This window comes from Streptomyces sp. NPDC047841, assembly GCF_040704085.1.
Taxonomy (GTDB): domain Bacteria; phylum Actinomycetota; class Actinomycetes; order Streptomycetales; family Streptomycetaceae; genus Streptomyces; species Streptomyces argyrophylli.
This window is the reverse complement of record NZ_JBEYRP010000005.1, coordinates 1-18,067: the sequence shown is the minus strand read 5'-3', so window position 1 is coordinate 18,067 and position 18,067 is coordinate 1. Positions and strand designations below refer to the sequence as shown.

At 73.3% G+C, this 18,067-nt stretch carries 15 protein-coding genes; 12 read left to right on the top strand and 3 right to left on the bottom strand.

Annotation, left to right across the window (positions count from 1 at the left end; all coding sequences use genetic code 11):
- The first annotated feature begins 41 nt into the window (after positions 1-41).
- The 3 genes from AB0947_RS08840 to AB0947_RS08830 all read left to right on the top strand — a co-directional run bounded on the left by AB0947_RS08840 (position 42) and on the right by AB0947_RS08830 (position 5,794).
- The gene (locus AB0947_RS08840; RefSeq protein ID WP_003975777.1) at positions 42-305 is read left to right on the top strand and encodes a WhiB family transcriptional regulator; all 264 of its coding nucleotides are present in this window, start codon (positions 42-44) and stop codon (positions 303-305) included.
- A gap of 288 nt (positions 306-593) precedes the next feature.
- Complete coding sequence (locus tag AB0947_RS08835) at positions 594-4,283, top strand: glycosyltransferase (protein ID WP_366749936.1); 3,690 nt, start codon at positions 594-596, stop codon at positions 4,281-4,283.
- On the top strand, positions 4,280-5,794 hold the full coding sequence (locus tag AB0947_RS08830; RefSeq protein WP_366749595.1) for a DUF5719 family protein: 1,515 nt from the start codon (positions 4,280-4,282) through the stop codon (positions 5,792-5,794). Before AB0947_RS08835 ends, AB0947_RS08830 begins: the two co-directional genes overlap by 4 nt.
- Before the next feature lie 75 nt (positions 5,795-5,869).
- Here the strand turns inward: AB0947_RS08830 and AB0947_RS08825 are convergent, their stop codons facing one another.
- Entirely contained in the window at positions 5,870-6,256 is a 387-nt protein-coding gene (locus AB0947_RS08825; protein ID WP_366749594.1) for a metallopeptidase family protein, read from the bottom strand.
- Positions 6,257-6,607: 351 nt separating this feature from the next.
- Between AB0947_RS08825 and AB0947_RS08820 the strand changes: the two genes are divergently transcribed.
- From AB0947_RS08820 to AB0947_RS08795, 6 genes are all read left to right on the top strand, one after another.
- Positions 6,608-7,033, top strand: coding sequence for a DUF3499 domain-containing protein (locus AB0947_RS08820; protein WP_014673095.1), 426 nt, complete (start codon positions 6,608-6,610; stop codon positions 7,031-7,033).
- 207 nt (positions 7,034-7,240) lie between these two features.
- Positions 7,241-8,605, top strand: a complete 1,365-nt coding sequence (locus AB0947_RS08815; RefSeq protein ID WP_366749593.1) for a phosphomannomutase/phosphoglucomutase — start codon at positions 7,241-7,243, stop codon at positions 8,603-8,605.
- A 73-nt stretch (positions 8,606-8,678) separates the two neighbouring features.
- Positions 8,679-8,849, top strand: coding sequence for a Trm112 family protein (locus AB0947_RS08810; RefSeq protein WP_014673093.1), 171 nt, complete (start codon positions 8,679-8,681; stop codon positions 8,847-8,849).
- Between the two features lie 55 nt (positions 8,850-8,904).
- Positions 8,905-10,032, top strand: a complete 1,128-nt coding sequence (locus AB0947_RS08805; protein ID WP_366749592.1) for an SIS domain-containing protein — start codon at positions 8,905-8,907, stop codon at positions 10,030-10,032.
- 99 nt (positions 10,033-10,131) lie between these two features.
- A complete protein-coding gene (manA, locus tag AB0947_RS08800; protein ID WP_366749591.1) occupies positions 10,132-11,283 on the top strand; it encodes a mannose-6-phosphate isomerase, class I in 1,152 nt (383 codons plus the stop codon).
- A 168-nt stretch (positions 11,284-11,451) separates the two neighbouring features.
- Entirely contained in the window at positions 11,452-12,432 is a 981-nt protein-coding gene (locus tag AB0947_RS08795) for a cation diffusion facilitator family transporter (RefSeq protein WP_366749590.1), read from the top strand.
- A 21-nt stretch (positions 12,433-12,453) separates the two neighbouring features.
- On the opposite strand, the gene AB0947_RS08790 is transcribed toward AB0947_RS08795, so the two are convergent.
- A complete protein-coding gene (locus AB0947_RS08790; RefSeq protein WP_366749589.1) occupies positions 12,454-12,720 on the bottom strand; it encodes a hypothetical protein in 267 nt (88 codons plus the stop codon).
- A gap of 386 nt (positions 12,721-13,106) precedes the next feature.
- Between AB0947_RS08790 and ahcY the strand changes: the two genes are divergently transcribed.
- Both ahcY and AB0947_RS08780 read left to right on the top strand, forming a co-directional pair.
- Positions 13,107-14,564 (top strand): adenosylhomocysteinase, encoded by a 1,458-nt coding sequence (ahcY, locus tag AB0947_RS08785; protein WP_366749588.1) that lies wholly within the window; start codon positions 13,107-13,109, stop codon positions 14,562-14,564.
- A 236-nt stretch (positions 14,565-14,800) separates the two neighbouring features.
- The gene (locus tag AB0947_RS08780) at positions 14,801-15,415 is read left to right on the top strand and encodes a hypothetical protein (protein ID WP_366749587.1); all 615 of its coding nucleotides are present in this window, start codon (positions 14,801-14,803) and stop codon (positions 15,413-15,415) included.
- 54 nt (positions 15,416-15,469) lie between these two features.
- Here the strand turns inward: AB0947_RS08780 and AB0947_RS08775 are convergent, their stop codons facing one another.
- Positions 15,470-16,444 (bottom strand): RDD family protein, encoded by a 975-nt coding sequence (locus tag AB0947_RS08775; RefSeq protein WP_366749586.1) that lies wholly within the window; start codon positions 16,442-16,444, stop codon positions 15,470-15,472.
- Between the two features lie 164 nt (positions 16,445-16,608).
- Between AB0947_RS08775 and AB0947_RS08770 the strand changes: the two genes are divergently transcribed.
- Entirely contained in the window at positions 16,609-17,616 is a 1,008-nt protein-coding gene (locus tag AB0947_RS08770; RefSeq protein WP_366749585.1) for a stage II sporulation protein M, read from the top strand.
- Positions 17,617-18,067: the final 451 nt, after the last annotated feature.

Sequence of the window (18,067 nt, the reverse complement as noted above, 5' to 3'; positions counted from 1 at the left end):
CGGCTACGCACGGGGACGCGAAAGACAGACGAGGGGCGCACATGACCGAGCTGGTGCAGCAACTGCTGGTCGACGACGCGGACGAGGAACTCGGCTGGCAGGAGCGCGCGCTGTGCGCCCAGACCGACCCCGAGTCCTTCTTCCCCGAGAAGGGCGGCTCCACCAGAGAGGCCAAGAAGGTCTGCCTCGCCTGCGAGGTCCGCTCCGAGTGCCTCGAGTACGCCCTCGCCAACGACGAGCGCTTCGGCATCTGGGGCGGCCTGTCCGAGCGCGAACGCCGCCGCCTGAAGAAGGCCGCCGTGTGACCGCACGGCCGGCCGCCGACCTCGCGAACGGCCCGTCGCCAGTGGGTTGTCCACAGGCGGCGGGCCGTCGTCATGCCCAGCCGATAGTGTGGTCGCTCGTCCGAGACGCCCCGCTGTCCCCTCGACGCACTCGATCCGCTCGACGCACGGGGGGAGGCACAGGCGTCCACCGCAGTCCACCGAACCGGGGCCCGTACCTCAGTGTCCGTGCACAGCCATACGGCGGCCCAGAGCGGCACCGCCACAGCAGCGTTCGACCCAGCCCGTCCGCCCGAGTTCCCGCGCCACGTGGTGACCGCGGTCCTCGTCTCCCACGACGGCGCCCGCTGGCTGCCCGACGCGCTCGCCGGGCTGCTCGGCCAGGAGCGCCCCGTCCAGTACGCGGTGGCCGCCGACACCGGCAGCGCGGACGACTCCGCCCGGCTGCTCACCGAGGCCCTCGGCGACGCCAACGTGCTGCACCTGGCCCGCCGTACCGGCTTCGGACAGGCCGTGGAGGAGGCGAGCCGCACCGCGCCCCTCCTCACCCCGGAGGACCTGCCGTACCTCAAGCGCCCCAGCGGCTGGGACCCCGTCACGCGCAGCTGGCGCGACGACGCCTACGACCTGCCCGACCTGCCGCACGGCGAGCCCGTCCAGTGGCTGTGGCTGCTGCACGACGACTGCGCCCCCGAACCCGACGCCCTCGCCCAGCTGCTGCGGGTCGTCGACAACGAACTCGAACTCGGCCGCGACGACGTCGCGGTCGTCGGCCCCAAGCTGCGCGGCTGGTACGACCGCCGCCAGCTGCTGGAGGTCGGCGTCTCCATCGCCAACTCCGGCCGCCGCTGGACCGGTCTGGACCGCCGCGAGCAGGACCAGGGCCAGCACGACCACGTCCGCAGCGTGCTGTCCGTCTCCACCGCCGGCATGCTCGTCCGCCGCGACGTCTTCGAACAGCTCGGCGGCTTCGACCGCCGGCTGCCCCTCATGCGCGACGACGTCGACCTGTGCTGGCGCGCCCACACCGCCGGCCACCGCGTCCTGGTCGCCCCCGACGCCGTCGTCCGGCACGCCGAGGCCGCCTCCCGCGAGCGCCGCACGGTCGACTGCGCCGGCCGTACCACCGCCTCCCCGCACAAGGTCGACAAGGCCGGCGCCGTCTACACCCTGCTCGTCAACACCCGTACGGCCGCGCTGCCCTGGGTGCTGCTCCGGCTCGTCCTCGGCACCGTCCTGCGCACCCTCGCCTACCTCGTCGGCAAGGTCCCCGGCCAGGCCGTCGACGAGATCCGCGGCCTGCTGAGCACCCTGCTGCGGCCCGAGCGGATCATCGCCGCCCGGCGCACCCGCGGCCCCGCCCGGATCGACAAGGGCGAGCTGCGCGCCCTGTTCCCGCCGCCCGGCGCCACCATCCGGGCCACCGTGGAGCAGATCGCGGGCAACTTCTCCAGCGGCACCGACGGCGACACCGCCTCGGCCGGCCGGCACGGCGGTGCCGTGGAGTCCGGGCCCGGCGGCGACGACGCCGAGTTCCTGGAGGTCGAGCAGTTCGCCCGGCTCAAGCGGATCGCCCGCAGACCCGGCCCGGTGCTCTTCCTCGCGCTGCTGCTCATCTCCCTCGCCGCCTGCCGCGCCCTGCTCGCCGGCGGCGCACTCGCCGGCGGCGCCCTGCTGCCCGTCCCGGCCGGCGCCGGCGACCTGTGGTCCCGCTACCTGGACGCCTGGCACCCGGTCGGCGCCGGCGGCAGCCCATCCGCGCCCCCCTATCTGGCGATCGTCGCCGCCTTCGCCTCGATCCTGTTCGGCTCCACCGGACTCACCGTCACCGTCCTGCTCGTCTGCTCGGTGCCGCTCGCCGGCATCACCGCCTACTTCGCCTCCCGTCCCCTGGTCACCTCCCGGCTGCTGCGCGCCTGGGCGGCCATCGCCTACGCCTTCCTGCCCGCCACCACCGGCGCCCTGGCCGGCGGCCGCATCGGCACCGCCGTCCTCGCCGTGCTGCTGCCGCTCATCGCCCGCGCGGGCGTCGCCGCGAGCGGCCTGGCCGGCCGCACCGGCGCGCGCGGCAGCTGGCGCGCCACCTGGGCGTACGCGCTGCTGCTGACCATCACCACCGCCTTCACCCCGATCGTCTGGCCCATCGCCCTGCTGCTCGGCCTCGGCGTGCTGGTGCTGCGCCGCCGCGACCCCGTCGCCCACGGCCTGCGCTTCCTCGCCCAGCTCGGCACCCCGCTGCTGCTCCTCGCCCCCTGGTCGCTGACCCTCCTGCCGACCGGCTTCTTCCGGGAAGCCGGCCTGGAGTACGGCCCCTCGGCCGCCTCCGCGCTCGACCTGCTCGGCGCCGCGCCCGGCGGCCCCGGCACCGTGCACGGCCTGATGCTCATCGGCGTCGTGCTCGCCGCGCTCGCCGCCCTGCTGCGCTCCGAACGGCAGCTCGGCATCCGCGCGGCCTGGGCCGTCGCCTTGACCGGCCTCGTCTTCGCCGTCCTGTCCAACAAGTCCGCCTGGGCCGGACCGGCCACCCTCGTCTACGGCATCGCCCTGCTGGCCGCCGCCGCCCTCGGCGCCGACGGCGCACGCGCCCGCGTGGCCGAGCAGAGCTTCGGCTGGCGCCAGCCCGTCGCCGCCCTGATCGCCTTCGCCTCGGCCGCCGGCCCGCTGCTCGTCGCCGCCGGCTGGATGATCCGCGGCGCCGACGGCCCGCTGGAGCGCCGCGACCCGGCCCAGGTGCCCGCGTTCGTCGCCGAGGACTCCAGCGGCGGCGACCAGGCCCGCACCCTGGTCCTCGACAGCGACTCCACCGCGCGCGTGCGCTACACCCTGGTCCGCGGCTCCGGCGCCCGCATGGGCGACGCCGAACTCATCGCCGCCGACGGCCACAACGCCCGCCTGGACAAGACCGTCGCCAACCTCGTCGCCGGCTCCGGCGCCGACCAGGCCGACGAACTCGGCGGCTTCGCCGTGCGCTACGTCCTCGTCCACAAGGGCGCGCCGCGCGACATCACCCGCGTCCTCGACGCCACCCCCGGCCTGAGCCGGCTCAGCCAGCAGAACGGCAGCGCCCTGTGGCGCGTCGACCAGGAGGTCGGCCGCGCGGCCGTCGTGCCCGCCTCCGGCCCGGGCAAGGCCCAGCCGGTCAGCGCGGGACCGGTGGAGATCCACACGACGATCCCCGCGGGCTCCGGCAGCCGCGTCCTGCGCCTCGCCGACAGCGCCGACGACGGCTGGACGGCCACCCTCGACGGCAAGCCGCTCACCCGGACCACGGTCGACGGCTGGGCCCAGGGCTTCCGACTCCCCTCAGGCGGCGGCCGGCTGGACGTCACCTACGACACCCCGGTCGCCCACACGGCCTGGCTCTGGGCCCAGGGCGCGCTCGCCGTCGTCCTCGTCGTCCTCGCCCTGCCCGGCCGCCGCCGCGACGTCGACGACGACCTGCCCGAGGAGGAGCCCCTGCCCGTCCAGGCCACCACGGGCGAGGGCCGCCGCGCCCGCCGTCTGCGCGCCCAGGCGGAGGAGGCCGCCGCCGAGGAGCAGCCCGGCACGCCCGCGTGGCCCGAGCAGCCCCCGGCCGCCGTACCGCACCAGCAGGCGTACGACACGGGGGCACCCGCGGCCGGGCCTGGCCAGGACTGGGAAGGGGACCCGGCCGCCTACGGCAACGCCGAGAACGCCGGGTACAGCGAGTACGGCGCGGACCCGTACCAGGCCGCGACCGGCTACGACCAGCAGCAGTACCAGCGGCACGACCCCTACCAGACGGCCCCGTACGACCCGTACGCCTACGGCGGAACCCCCGACCAGATGCCGTACGACCCGGCGGCCTACCCGCAGGGCTACGACCCGGCGTACGACGCCGCCCAGCAGGGTTACGACCCCGCCCAGCAGGGCTATGACCCGGCCCAGCAGGGCTATGACCCCGCCCAGCAGGGTTACGACCCGGCCCAGCACCCCCACGGCACCGGCAGCCAGCGCCCCGACGGGAGCCAGCAGTGAACCGCACGACCCTGTCCCTGATCGCCGGCACGGCCGCGCTGGCCGCCGTCACCGCCTTCGCCGCGTTCGACGCGCCGTCAGCCTCCGGCGCCGCCGCGCCCCGGGCGGCGGCCCGGCTGCCCGTGGAGCGCACCACGCTGCTGTGCCCGGCGCCGAGCATGTCGGACATCGCCGACACGGCGTACACGTCGTTCACGCCGGTCACCAAGGCCGCCGGGAGCGGCGGCAAGGCCCGGCTCCAGGCGGCCGCCGGACAGTCGGCCGACGGCACGGACGGCGGCCGGAAGGGCAAGGGCGGCAAGGGCACCGGGAAGAAGGACGAGCCGGTGCTCACCCCGAAGGCACCGGGCACGCCGGCCACCGGCGAGACATCCGGAGCCGAGGCGCCCGCGCTCGTCGGCACCGCGGACGGCGGGTTCGCGTCCGGCTGGACCGTCCAGGAGACCACCGAGGTCGCCGCGGGCACCGGCAGGGGCCTGCTGGGCGTCAACTGCACCGGCGCGGACACCGAGTTCTGGTTCCCGGGCGCCAGTACGGCCACCGGCCGCACCGACTACGTCCACCTGACCAACCCCGACGACTCGGCCGCCGTGGTCGACATCGAGCTGTACGGCAAGGACGGCCCGGTCAAGTCCCCGCTGGGCGAGAACCTCACCGTCAAGCCGCACGCGAGCGAGCCGATCCTGCTCTCCACGCTCACCGACGAACGGCAGACCGACCTGACCGTGCACGTCAGCGTGCGCAGCGGCCGGGTCGGCGCGGCCGTGCAGGCGCTGGACGACAAGGCGGGCGGCGACTGGCTGGCCGCCGCCGCCGACCCGGCCGGCAGCCAGGTCCTGCCCGGCATCCCGAAGGACGCCACCGCCGTCCGCCTGATCGCCTTCACGCCCGGCGACGACGACGCCGACCTGAAGATCCGGCTGGCCACGCCCAGCGGCCTGATCACCCCGGCCGGCCACGAGACCCTGCACGTCAAGTCCGGCATGACCACGGCGGTCGATCTCGGCGACGTCACGCGTGGCGCGGCCGGCTCGCTGTTCCTCACCCCCACCGACCAGAGCGTCCCGGTCGTCGCGGCGCTCCAGGTGGTGCGCGGCAAGGGCGCCGGCAAGGAGACGGCGTTCATTCCGGCCACGGCCGCCGTCGGCGCGCGCGCGACCTCGGCCGACAACAGCGCGAAGGGCACGACGCTCGCCCTGACGGCCCCCACCGGCGCGGCCACGGTCAAGGTGACGGCGTCGGCGGGCAGCGAGGGCGGGACCCCGGTGACCAAGACGTACACGCTCAAGGCCGGCACCACCCAGAACGTCGACGTCCCGGTCCCGGCGGGCCTGAAGGGCACGTACGCCCTCACGGTCGAACCCGTCTCCGGCGCCCCCGTCTACGCCTCCCGCACCCTCGCCGCCACCGAGGGGGGTGTCCCCGCCTTCACCGTCCAGACCCTCCCGGACGACCGCGGAACGGTGTCGGTACCGGCGACGGAGCAGGACCTGTCGATCCTCCAGAAGTGAGGGGCCGGGGCGGCCGATCGCCTTCGAGCGAACCCGCCCCGCCCAGCACCTGCACCCGGCACCGGCGAACGCCTTCTAGTCCTCCCCGTACCGGGGGTCCACGGTCTCCGGGGTCAGCCCCAGCAGCTCGGCCACCTGCTCCACGACCACCTCGTGCACCAGCGCGGCCCGTTCGTCCCGCCCCTTGGTCCGGATCTCCACCGGCCGCCGGTACACGACCACCCGGGCCCGCCGCCCGTCCCGCGCGGGCATGACCCCGCCGAGCGGGACGACGTCGTCCGTCCATGCCGCCTGGTCCCCGCGCCCCTCCAGCCGGGGCACCTCCAGCACCAGGAAGTCGATGTCGGCCAGTTGCGGCCACCGCCGCTCGAGACGCTCCACGGAGTCCTGCACCAGGTCCGCGAACACCTCGGCGCGGCTGGCCGCCAGTGGCACCTGCGGCGGCGCGATCGGCCCTCGCATGCCCCGCCCGTGGCGATCACGGCGACGGGGCCCGGGGCCGGCGGTACGGGGCGGTACACGGTTGTCCATCACTGGTGAAGGGTAGTCCCCGCGCCCTCCGCGCGTCCGGCTCCGCGCGGCAACCGGCCCTTGCCCGCACGTGTCACAGGATGACCATTTCAGCCAAGGTCTGGCTCGATTCCGTAACTCTCCAAGACCGCCGAACTCATGGCAATTGGCGGTGTTTGTACCGGCTCCTGACCGGACGCGATCCCGTCCGGTACCCGCCCGGCATGCGTCCATGCAGGTCAACGAAGTCCGCTCGATGGGGTGTGTGGGGCGTTTCACAACACGACACGGGGGAGTGACCTGGTGGAGAGTCGTCGCGGCCCGCTCAAGAGTGCGGTACCGTCCAACGTCGTGAGCCCTGTACGTCGCTGTTCGCGCACCGCCTGCGGCCGACCCGCCGTCGCGACGCTGACGTACGTCTACGCCGACTCGACCGCGGTCCTCGGCCCGCTCGCCACCTACGCCGAACCCCACTGCTACGACCTGTGCGCCGAGCACTCCGAGCGCCTCACCGCCCCGCGGGGCTGGGAGGTCGTACGGCTCCTCGACGCCTCCGCGCCGGCCCGGCCCAGCGGGGACGACCTGGAAGCACTTGCCAACGCCGTGCGCGAGGCGGCCCGTCCGCAGGAGCGCGCGGCGGAGGCGGGCGGCGGCGGATCGCGCGCCGCCGACCCCATGGAGGTCGCCCGCCGCGGCCACCTGAGGGTCCTGCGCTCCCCGGACAACTGAGCGCGTCGACCGGCCGGCACCACGCCTGAGGTCCCATCGCGCGCCACGGCTGAACGCCACCTCACGCCACCCCCGTCCCGCGTGACGGCCGGTCCGTCCGGGCGTTACGCAAGGGGGCCCACCGGGCGCCCGGCCGGTGTCCGCGCGGGCGCCCCCGCTCCCGGCGGGTAGTTTGTGGGCACCCATAGGACTTCAGGAGGGTTGGCCGTGACTGCTGATCTGTCGCAGATCGTGAAGGCGTACGACGTGCGCGGAGTGGTCCCGGACCAGTGGGACGAGGCACTGGCCGGACTCTTCGGCGCCGCCTTCGCCGAGGTGACGGCGGCCACGGCCCTCGTCGTCGGCCACGACATGCGGCCCTCGTCCCCCGGCCTCTCCCGCGCCTTCGCGCGCGGCGCGGCGGACCGCGGCGCGGACGTCACCGAGATCGGCCTGTGCTCCACCGACCAGCTGTACTACGCCTCCGGCGCGCTGAACCTGCCCGGAGCGATGTTCACGGCCTCCCACAACCCGGCCCAGTACAACGGCATCAAGCTGTGCCGCGCGGGCGCCGCCCCCGTCGGCCAGGACACGGGCCTCGCGCAGATCCGCGAACTCGTCGAGCGCTGGCTGGCGGAGGGCGCCCCGGACCCCGTGGACCGGCCGGGAACCCTCCGCGCGCGCGAGACGCTGGAGGACTACGCGGCGCACCTGCGCTCCCTGGTCGACCTCACCGCCATCCGCCCCCTGAAGGTCGTGGTCGACGCCGGCAACGGCATGGGCGGCCACACGGTCCCGTCGGTCTTCGCCGGCCTGCCCCTGACCCTCGTCCCGATGTACTTCGAACTGGACGGCACCTTCCCCAACCACGAGGCCAACCCGCTCGACCCGGCCAACCTCGTGGACCTGCGCAAGCGGGTCCCGGTGGAGGGCGCCGACCTCGGCATCGCCTTCGACGGCGACGCCGACCGCTGCTTCGTCGTCGACGAGCACGGCGACCCGGTCTCCCCGTCCGCCGTCACCGCGCTGGTCGCCGCCCGCGAGCTGGCCCGCAACGGTGGCAAGGGCACGGTCATCCACAACCTGATCACGTCCCGCACGGTCCCGGAGGTGGTGGAGGAGAACGGCGGCACCCCCGTCCGCACCCGCGTCGGCCACTCCTTCATCAAGGCGGAGATGGCCCGCAGCGGCGCGATCTTCGGCGGCGAGCACTCCGCCCACTACTACTTCAAGGACTTCTGGAACGCCGACACGGGCATGCTGGCCGCCCTGCACGTCCTCGCCGCCCTCGGCGGCCAGGAGGGCCCGCTGTCCGCCCTCGTCGCCCAGTACGACCGCTACACGGGCTCCGGCGAGATCAACTCCACCGTCGCCGACCAGTCCGCCCGCCTCGCCGCCATCCGCACCGCGTACGAGGGCCGCCCCGGCATCACCCTCGACGACCTCGACGGCCTCACGGTCGCCGCGGCCGACTGGTGGTTCAACGTCCGCCCGTCCAACACCGAGCCGCTCCTGCGCCTGAACGCCGAGGCGAAGGACGAGGCCACCATGGCGAAGATCCGCGACGAGGCCCTGGCGATCATCAGGGGCTGAGCGGCCTGCCCATGAGCGGTACGCTGACCAGGCATATGCACAGACACCCACACGCCCTCTGAAGGGACAGCCCATGCCGCTCGAAGCCGGCCTCCTGGAGATCCTCGCCTGCCCGGCCTGCCATGCCCCTCTGAAGGAGCAGGACACCGAGCTGATCTGCACGGGCCAGGACTGCGGCCTCGCCTACCCGGTCCGCGACGGCATCCCGGTCCTGCTGGTCGACGAGGCCCGCCGCCCCGAGTGACGGGGCCCGTCACCTCGTAGCACCCCAGGATCCCGGCGATCGGAGGCTGCCGCCCATGCTGGACGAATCGCTGCTCGACACCCCGGAGGGCCTCGCCGAGGCCGACCACCGGGGTCTGCTCCGCGGCGCGGCGGAGGCCGGCGCCCGCGTCCGCACCGCCGCCCGGCACGCCACCGAGGCCGGCGTCGGCGAACTCAAGCCCGACGGCCGCCCCCGGGCGGTCCTCATCGCGGGCCCCGGCGCCGCCGCCACCCACACCGCCGACCTCCTCGGCACCCTGGCCGGCCCCGGCAGCCCCGTCGTCCGGCTCGCCCCCACCGGCGTCGCCCCGGCCGCGGGCGCCCTGCGCTGGGAACTCCCCGGCTGGGCCGGCTCCGTGGACCTGCTGCTGATCGCCACCCCGGACGGCACCGAACCGAGCCTGTCCCTCCTCGCCGACCAGGCCTACCGCCGCGGCTGCTCGGTCGTCGCCGTGGCCCCGCCCGGCACCCCGCTCGCCGAAGCGGTCGCCGGCGCGCACGGCCTGTTCGTGCCGATGGCGACGGCGCCGTACGACCAGGAGGAGCCGCTCGCCGCGTCTTCCCCGGGCGTCTTCTGGGCGCTGCTGACCCCGCTGCTCGCGCTCCTCGACCGGATCGGCCTGATCGCCGCACCGCCGGACGCCCTGGAGAAGGTCGCCGACCGCCTCGACCGGATCGCGGAGCGTTGCGGCCCCGCCATCGCGACCTACGGCAACGCGGCGAAGACCCTCGCCGCCGAACTCGCCGACGCGCTGCCCCTGGTGTGGACGGAAGGGTCCTCGGCCGGCCCGGCGGGCCGCCGTTTCGCCGCCGCGCTCGCCGAACTCGCCGGCCGCCCCGCCCTGGTCGCCGAACTTCCCGAGGCGCTCGCCGCGCACGGCGCCCTGCTGGCCGGCCCGCTCGCCGCCAGCGCCGACCCGGAGGACTTCTTCCGCGACCGCGTCGAGGAGCCCCCCGCGCTGCACGCGCGCGTGGTGCTGCTCCGCGACCGCCCGATCAGCGGCCTCACCGCCGCCCCCGCGGCCCGTGACGTCGCCCTCGGCCACGACACGGCGATCAGCGAACTCGAACCGGAGGAGGGCGGCGAACTGGAGACCCTCGCGGAACTGATCGCCGTCACGGATTTCACCGCCGTTTACCTGGCGCTCGCTTCCGGCGCCTGATCCTGCTCCGGGCCGGACGATCCGAGCCCACCCCCGGCGCCGCGACCGGCACGGTCGTCGGCGCCGCCGAGCGCGTACGTACGGAGACAGAGAAGACACATGGACCGCCTCGACAACACCATCCGCCCCTACGCCTGGGGCTCTCCCACCGCCATACCGCACCTCCTCGGCGTCGAGCCGACCGGAGAACCCCAGGCGGAGATGTGGATGGGCGCGCACCCGGGCGCCCCGTCGCACACCGCGCGCGGCACCCTCGTCGAGGTCATCGACGCCGACCCGGAGCGGGAACTCGGCGCCCCCGCGGTCGCGAAGTTCGGCCCCCACCTGCCGTTCCTGCTCAAGATCCTCGCCGCCGGCGCCCCCCTGTCCCTCCAGGTGCACCCCGACCTGAAGCAGGCCAAGGAGGGATACGCCGACGAGGAGCGGCGCGGTGTCCCGATCGACGCCCCGTACCGCAACTACAAGGACGCCAACCACAAGCCCGAACTGATGTGCGCCCTCACCGAGTTCGACGGCCTGTGCGGCTTCCGCGACCCGGCCCAGGCCGCCGGCCTGCTCGACGGGCTCGGCGTCGACTCCCTCAAGCCGTACGTCGACCTGCTGCACGCCCACCCCGCGGAAGCGGCCCTGCGCGAGGTCCTCACCGCGATCCTCCGCGCCGGCCCGGACGAGATGGCCCACACGGTCGCCGAGGCCACCGCCGCCTGCACCCGCCTCGGCGGTGCCTACACCCCCTACGCCGACATCGCCCGCCACTACCCGGGCGACCCCGGCGTCATCGCGGCCATGCTGCTCAACCACGTCCGGCTCCAGCCCGGCGAGGCCCTGTTCCTCGGCGCCGGCATCCCGCACGCCTACCTCAACGGCCTCGGCGTCGAGATCATGGCCAACTCCGACAACGTCCTGCGCTGCGGCCTGACCCCCAAGCACGTCGACGTCCCCGAACTCCTGCGGATCGTCCGCTTCGAGCCGAGCGACCCCGGCGTGCTGCGCCCGGAGGCGTCCCCGGAGGGCGAGGAGGTCTACGAGACCCCGATCGACGAGTTCCGGCTCTCCCGGTACGTCCTGCCCGAGGGCGGCGCCGCCCGCGACCTCACCCGGGACACCCCGCAGATCCTGCTCTGCACGGCCGGCACCGTCCGGGCGGGCGAGCACGAGCTGGGTCCCGGCCGGTCGGTCTTCGTCCCGGCCGGCGAGCGGGCGGAGATCTCCGGCGCGGGCACCGTCTTCCGCGCCACCGTGATCGTGTGACCAAGGCCGCGGACGGCCTGTGGATCATATGACCGGGGTTGTGGATACCTGACGTACCAGTGCCCGGCCGGGCTGCAAGAATGACCCATCGGCAAAGGCCGGGCAAAGCCGGGCACTCGTCCGGACGGACGCACCAGGACGACAGAGGCGAAGGGACAACGCGACCACATGAGCGCGTCAGGCGGTACCAGGGCGATCGTGGCGGCACTCGGCGCCAATCTCGCCATCGCGGCATCGAAGTTGGTGGCGTTCGCGTTCAGCGGCTCCTCCTCGATGCTCGCCGAGGGCGTCCACTCGCTCGCCGACTCCGGCAACCAGTTCCTGCTGCTCGTCGGCGGCAAGAAGGCGCAGCGCCAGGCGAGCCCGCAGCACCCCTTCGGCTACGGCCGCGAGCGGTTCATCTACGCCTTCCTCGTCTCGATCGTCCTCTTCTCCATCGGCGGCATGTTCGCCATCTACGAGGGCTACGAGAAGATCCGCCACCCGCACGACCTGGAGCACTGGTACTGGCCGGTCGGCGTGCTCGCCTTCGCGATCATCGCGGAGGGCTTCTCCTTCCGCACGGCCATCAAGGAGTCCAACGGCCTGCGCGGCACGCTCTCATGGACCGAGTTCATCCGCCGCGCCAAGGCCCCCGAGCTGCCCGTCGTCCTGCTGGAGGACTTCGGCGCCCTCATCGGCCTGGTCCTCGCCCTCGGCGGCGTCGGCCTCTCCCTGCTCACCGGCGACGGCGTCTGGGACGGCATCGGAACCCTCTGCATCGGTGTCCTGCTCGTCCTGATCGCCCTCGTCCTGGCCGCCGAGACCAAGTCGCTGCTGCTCGGCGAGGCCGCCGGGGCCGACGACATACAGAAGATCGAGGCCGCGATCGTCGACGGCGACACGGTCCCCCGCATCATCCACATGCGCACCCTCCACCTCGGCCCGGAGGAGCTGCTGATCGCCGCGAAGATCGCCGTGCGGCACGACGACACGGCCACCGAGGTCGCGAACGCCATCAACGCCGCCGAGGCCCGCATCCGCGCCGCCGTCCCCATCGCCCGCGTCATCTATTTGGAACCGGACATCTACAGCGAGGCCGAGGCCGCCAAGGGCCCCGACCCGGAGGCGACCCCGGGCGGCCCGACCCCGCACCCCGCCGGCCACTGAGGAAGCCGCGTTGCTGAGCCCTCAGCCCTGAACCGGCTGCGTGGGCCAGGGCGCCGGCGTCACCGTCGGCGCCTTCCGCCGCCGCATCACCAGGGCGGCGATGCCCAGCCCGGCACCGGTGAGCACCAGCAGACCGCCCACCAGCAGGGCCGTACCCAGCAGGACCGGGCCCGTCCGGCCGTCCGTCACCCGCCCCGCACGACGGACGAAGGCGCCCCCGGCCAGCATCACACCCAGCAGCCCCACCACCAGCCCCGCGATCTCCAGTCCCCGCCCTCTGCCCGCCATGCCGATCCTCCCCACGCGGCCCGTCCGCGGCGCGGAGAGCAGCGGTCCTTTCCGGACACCCCGCGTGCCAGAGCCCACCGAGACCGCTCGGCGCACCCTCCTCCGCCACCGGCACCGGCCGACGGGAACGCCGCGCACACGACCCGTCGAATGCTCAGGCGGACTGGGGCCGACCGGGCCGACCGGTGTAGCTTGGGACGGAGCCAGACGTCGCTGCTGATGGCGGTCGGGCGGTCCACGCGGACCGACCGAGGGAGAGAGGGCCTCCGACGGACTGCGCTGCGCGTACGCGGGCATGCCTGTGTCCTCTTCTCGGGCACCCCTGTGTCCGCCGCCGCGCAGACCAGCCGTACCCACCTCGAACCAACCCCGAGGAGCAGCTCGTAATGACGACTGTCGAGAACCGACAGGACTTCAAGGTCGCCGACCTCTCGCTGGCCGAGTTCGGCCGCAAGGAGATCACCCTCGCCGAGCACGAGATGCCCGGCCTGATGGCGCTCCGCAAGGAGTACGCCGAGGCCCAGCCGCTCGCCGGCGCCCGCGTCACCGGCTCGCTGCACATGACCGTGCAGACCGCCGTGCTCATCGAGACCCTGGTCGCCCTCGGCGCCCGGGTCCGCTGGGCCTCCTGCAACATCTTCTCCACCCAGGACCACGCCGCCGCCGCCATCGCCGTCGGCCCGAACGGCACGCCGGACGACCCGCAGGGCGTCCCGGTCTTCGCCTGGAAGGGCGAGTCCCTGGAGGAGTACTGGTGGTGCACCGAGCAGGCGCTGACCTGGCCGGACAGCCCCACCGGCGGCCCCAACATGATCCTGGACGACGGCGGCGACGCCACCCTGCTCGTCCACAAGGGCGTCGAGTACGAGAAGGCCGGTGAGGTCCCCGCCCTCGACACCGCCGAGTCCGACGAGCACCGCGTCATCCTCCAGCTGCTGCACCGCACCCTGGGCGAGAACCCCCAGAAGTGGACCCAGCTGGCCTCCGAGATCCGCGGCGTCACCGAGGAGACCACCACCGGCGTCCACCGCCTGTACGAGATGCAGCGCGACGGCGTCCTCCTCTTCCCGGCGATCAACGTCAACGACGCCGTCACCAAGTCGAAGTTCGACAACAAGTACGGCTGCCGCCACTCCCTGATCGACGGCATCAACCGCGCCACCGACGTCCTGATCGGCGGCAAGACCGCCGTCGTCTGCGGCTACGGCGACGTGGGCAAGGGCTGCGCCGAGTCCCTGCGCGGCCAGGGCGCCCGCGTCATCGTCACCGAGATCGACCCGATCTGCGCCCTGCAGGCCGCGATGGACGGCTACCAGGTCACGACCCTCGACGAGGTCGTCGACAAGGCCGACATCTTCATCACCACGACCGGCAACAAGGACATCATCATGGCCTCGGACATGGCCAAGATGAAGCACCAGGCCATCGTCGGCAACATCGGCCACTTCGACAACGAGATCGACATGGCCGGCCTCGCCAAGATCCCCGGCATCGTCAAGGACGAGGTCAAGCCGCAGGTCCACACCTGGACCTTCCCGGACGGCAAGAAGATCATCGTGCTGTCCGAGGGCCGCCTGCTGAACCTGGGCAACGCCACCGGCCACCCGTCGTTCGTGATGTCCAACTCCTTCGCGGACCAGACCCTGGCCCAGATCGAGCTGTTCACCAAGCCCGACGCGTACCCGATCGGCGTCTACGTGCTGCCCAAGCACCTCGACGAGAAGGTCGCCCGCCTCCACCTGGACGCGCTCGGCGTCAAGCTCACCAAGCTGCGCCCGGAGCAGGCGGCGTACATCGGCGTGGAGGTCGACGGCCCCTACAAGCCGGACCACTACCGCTACTGATCCACCGATCCCGTAGCCCGGCCCGCCGGGGGAGTGCGCCGGTGCACCGACGCACCCTCCCCGGCAGCAGGTCCACCGAGGCAGGCCCCCGCACCCCCGTGCCGGGGGCCTGCCCCTTTGGCCCCCCGGGGGGCATGCCGAGTACTCGGAAAACCGGGATGTCCCGGCGTCCCTCGCCGCATCGCCCCCGGACCACGCCTGCCGGCCGGATCAGCCCGTCAAGACCCAGGACCCCCATGCCCCGCGGCCGTTATTCGCTCCACGATCCGCACGATCACACCCCCCTCGCGGACGAACACTTCCAGTGCGCCCCCGGCCCGTCCGGCTGGCGCTACGTCTCCCGGCTGACCGGCCCCGCCGGCGACCACCGCGGCTCGGTCGACCTCGCCCTGGACGACCTCGGCCGTCCCATCCGCCTCGAACTCCACGCGGGTGACTGGCAGGTGCGCGGCGCCGCCCTCGACGGCGTCACCTGGGTCCGCACCGACCCCACCGGCACCGAGGCCACCGAAGGCAATGTGCGCGCCCACGCCTTCACCGGCACGTCCCCCGCGTTCCTCGTCGCCACCGCCCGGCTGCTGCGCCTCACCCCCTCGTCCGCCGCGACCCGCGTACGCCTCCTGGCCTTCACCGACCCCGTCCTCGCCCCCCGCACCGTGGACCAGTCCTGGGCCCTGGTGAACAGCGAAGCACACGCCACTGACAACGGGCCGCTGACCGTGGACGAATACCAGGTCACGGCCCTGGACACCGGTGAACAGCACACCGTCCACATCGCCGGCGACGTCGTCCTCGCCGCGCCCGGGATCGAACTGGAAGACCTCGAGTCACCGCCGTCGCGATTCGACTGAACCCGGTACCTCCGGCAGCCCCGGAAACCCGAGCAAGGCGGGGCCACACCCGCGCTACGCCGGCGGCGCGAACCCCGTGGCCGGCCGGTCGGCGGCCTGCGACTCCTGCCGCGGCTGCGCCGACGCGGGGGCGAGGGGGGCCTGCGGCGGTTGAGGAGCGCGTTCGTGTGCCATCGGCGGTGCGGCGGGTGCCGCCACCTCCTGGGCCGCAGGCGCGGCCACGGGCTGTACCGCGGGCGCCGCCATCGGCGGAGCGAAGCCGTCGGACGGCACGCCGCCGTCCCTCCCGAACGCCTGCCGGGCTTCACGGGACTGCCGCTCGTGCACCACGGCCGCCAGGAAGGCGGCGGGAGGCAGATCCCCCGGTACCGGCGTCCCGGCCCGCTCCGCCAGGTCGGCCGCGAGCCGCTGCGCCATACCCGCCGAGACCTGCGGATCGAGCTGCTGCATCCGGGTCAGGTACTGCCGGACGGCGAGCCACAGTCCGTCCGGCACCGCGGACAGGTCCAGCCCGGCGAACCGCCCCGCGAGCCACGGCGGCGGAGGCGGAACGACGCCGGTCCGCGCGGCGGGTATCCGTTCCCGCACGACCAGGGTGCCCGCGAAGACGTCCCCGAGCCGCCGCCCCCGCGCCGAGACCAGCGAGGCGACACAGGCGACCACCCCGAACGTCATCAGGATCTCCACCACCCCGATCGCACCCCGCACCAGCGCGTGCCGGAAGCGGATCGGCCCACCGTCGTCCCGCACCACCCGGAGTCCGAACGCCAGCTTCCCCAGCGAACGCCCGTGACTGAGCGTCTCGACGGCTATCGGCCCGCCGACCAGCACCAGCAGGAACGTCGCGATCGACAGCGCCAGCTGCGCGGCCTCGTCCAGCGAAGCCGTCGACACGGCCAGCACCATCATCACGACGGTGTACGCGACCACTGCCACGACCAGGTCCACCAACACGGCCAGCGCCCTGCTCGGCAGCTTCGCGGGCCGCAGTTCGAGCGCCACCGCCTCGCCCGTCACCAGCTCACTCACGCCCGCCGCACCTTCCCTGGTCCGCCCCCTGCACCGCAAGTCTGCCAAGCTGGGCGCACATCGCGCCGCAGTACGACAAGCTGACAGCAAGCGCGAGCACCCACGAGTACGTACGAGCAGCCACGACGAGCCGTGGACGATCAGCCGAGGAGCACGCAGACCCGATGGACCTGGACGTCTTCGTCTCCGTACACCGAGCCGAATGGGACCGGCTCGACGCACTGCTCGGCCGCCGACGCCGGCTCACCGGCGCCGAAGCAGACGAACTCGTCACCCTCTACCAGCGCACCGCCACCCACCTGTCCCTCATCCAGTCCAGCGCTCCGGACCCGGAACTGACGGGGCGGCTCAGCCGGCTCGTGGCACGGGCGCGCAGCACGGTCGCCGGCACCAGACGCGCCTCATGGCGGGACGTGACGCGCTTCCTCGCCCGGGGCTTTCCGGCCGCCGTCTACCGCACCCGGCACTGGTGGGTGCCCACAGCGCTGGTCTCCACCGCCGTCGCCGTCCTCCTGGGCTGGTGGATCGGCACCCACCCCGAGGTGCAGTCGTCCATCGCGGCCCCCCGCCAGCTGCGCGAGCTGACCCGGCCCGGCGGTGAGTACGAGACCTACTACTCCAGCCACCCGGCAGCCGCCTTCGCGGCCCAGGTATGGACGAACAACGCCCAAGCGGCGGCGATGTGCCTGGTCCTGGGCGTCTTCCTGGGACTGCCCGTCCTCTGGATCCTCTTCCAGAACATGCTCAACCTGGGGGTCGGCTTCGGCCTCATGTCCTCGGCCGGCCGCCTCGACACCTTCCTCGGCCTGGTCCTCCCGCACGGCCTGCTCGAACTGACCGCGGTGTTCGTCGCCGCCGGTACGGGCCTGCGCCTCGGCTGGACCGTCATCGACCCCGGCCCGCGCACCCGGCGCGCGGCGCTCGCGGAGGAGGGACGGGCCGCCGTCGGCATGGCGATCGGCCTCGCCCTGGTCCTGTTCGTCTCCGGGGCCATCGAAGGCTTCGTGACCCCCTCCGGACTGCCGACCTGGGCCCGCATCGGCATCGGGGTCGCGGCCGAGCTGGCGTTCCTGGCGTACGTCTACGTGCTGGGCGGGCGCGCCGCACGCGCAGGTGAGACGGGTGATCTCGAAGCGATGGACCGCAGCGCCTCGGTCCCCACGGCCGCCTGACGCCCGGCGGATGTGCGCTCGACCCCTGTGAGCTGCTAATCTCCTCTTCGCCCCACAAGAGCCGTTGACACGGAGCGAGTGGGGAGGTAGATTCAAACAGTTGCCCGGAGCTGGACAAGCTCCCTGGTAGCCGATAGAATCTATGAGCTTCCACCGGAAGTCCCGAGTGACCTTCCGAGAAGCAACCCCCCGATTACTCAGAAATGAGCGGCCGGTTCGACCGGCCAAAAGCTTCTGATAAAGTCGGAACCGCCGGAAAGGGAAACGCGAGAGCGGAAACCTGGAAAGCACCGAGGAAATCAGGTCGAGAAAAGATCTGATAGAGTCGGAAACGCAAGACCGAAGGGAAGCGCCCGGAGGAAAGCCCGAGAGGGTGAGTACAAAGGAAGCGACCGTTCCTTGAGAACTCAACAGCGTGCCAAAAATCAACGCCAGATATGTTGATACCCCG

What these genes read in the sequence shown, in the direction of transcription:
- AB0947_RS08795 (WP_366749590.1), top strand. Translation starts at nt 11,452, where the DNA reads ATGAGCGCGTCAGGCGGTACCAGGGCGATCGTGGCGGCACTCGGCGCC.
- ahcY (WP_366749588.1), top strand. Translation starts at nt 13,107, where the DNA reads ATGACGACTGTCGAGAACCGACAGGACTTCAAGGTCGCCGACCTCTCG.
- AB0947_RS08825 (WP_366749594.1), bottom strand. Translation starts at nt 6,256, where the DNA reads ATGCGAGGGCCGATCGCGCCGCCGCAGGTGCCACTGGCGGCCAGCCGC.
- AB0947_RS08840 (WP_003975777.1), top strand. Translation starts at nt 42, where the DNA reads ATGACCGAGCTGGTGCAGCAACTGCTGGTCGACGACGCGGACGAGGAA.
- manA (WP_366749591.1), top strand. Translation starts at nt 10,132, where the DNA reads ATGGACCGCCTCGACAACACCATCCGCCCCTACGCCTGGGGCTCTCCC.
- AB0947_RS08810 (WP_014673093.1), top strand. Translation starts at nt 8,679, where the DNA reads ATGCCGCTCGAAGCCGGCCTCCTGGAGATCCTCGCCTGCCCGGCCTGC.
- AB0947_RS08770 (WP_366749585.1), top strand. Translation starts at nt 16,609, where the DNA reads ATGGACCTGGACGTCTTCGTCTCCGTACACCGAGCCGAATGGGACCGG.
- AB0947_RS08805 (WP_366749592.1), top strand. Translation starts at nt 8,905, where the DNA reads ATGCTGGACGAATCGCTGCTCGACACCCCGGAGGGCCTCGCCGAGGCC.
- AB0947_RS08790 (WP_366749589.1), bottom strand. Translation starts at nt 12,720, where the DNA reads ATGGCGGGCAGAGGGCGGGGACTGGAGATCGCGGGGCTGGTGGTGGGG.
- AB0947_RS08780 (WP_366749587.1), top strand. Translation starts at nt 14,801, where the DNA reads ATGCCCCGCGGCCGTTATTCGCTCCACGATCCGCACGATCACACCCCC.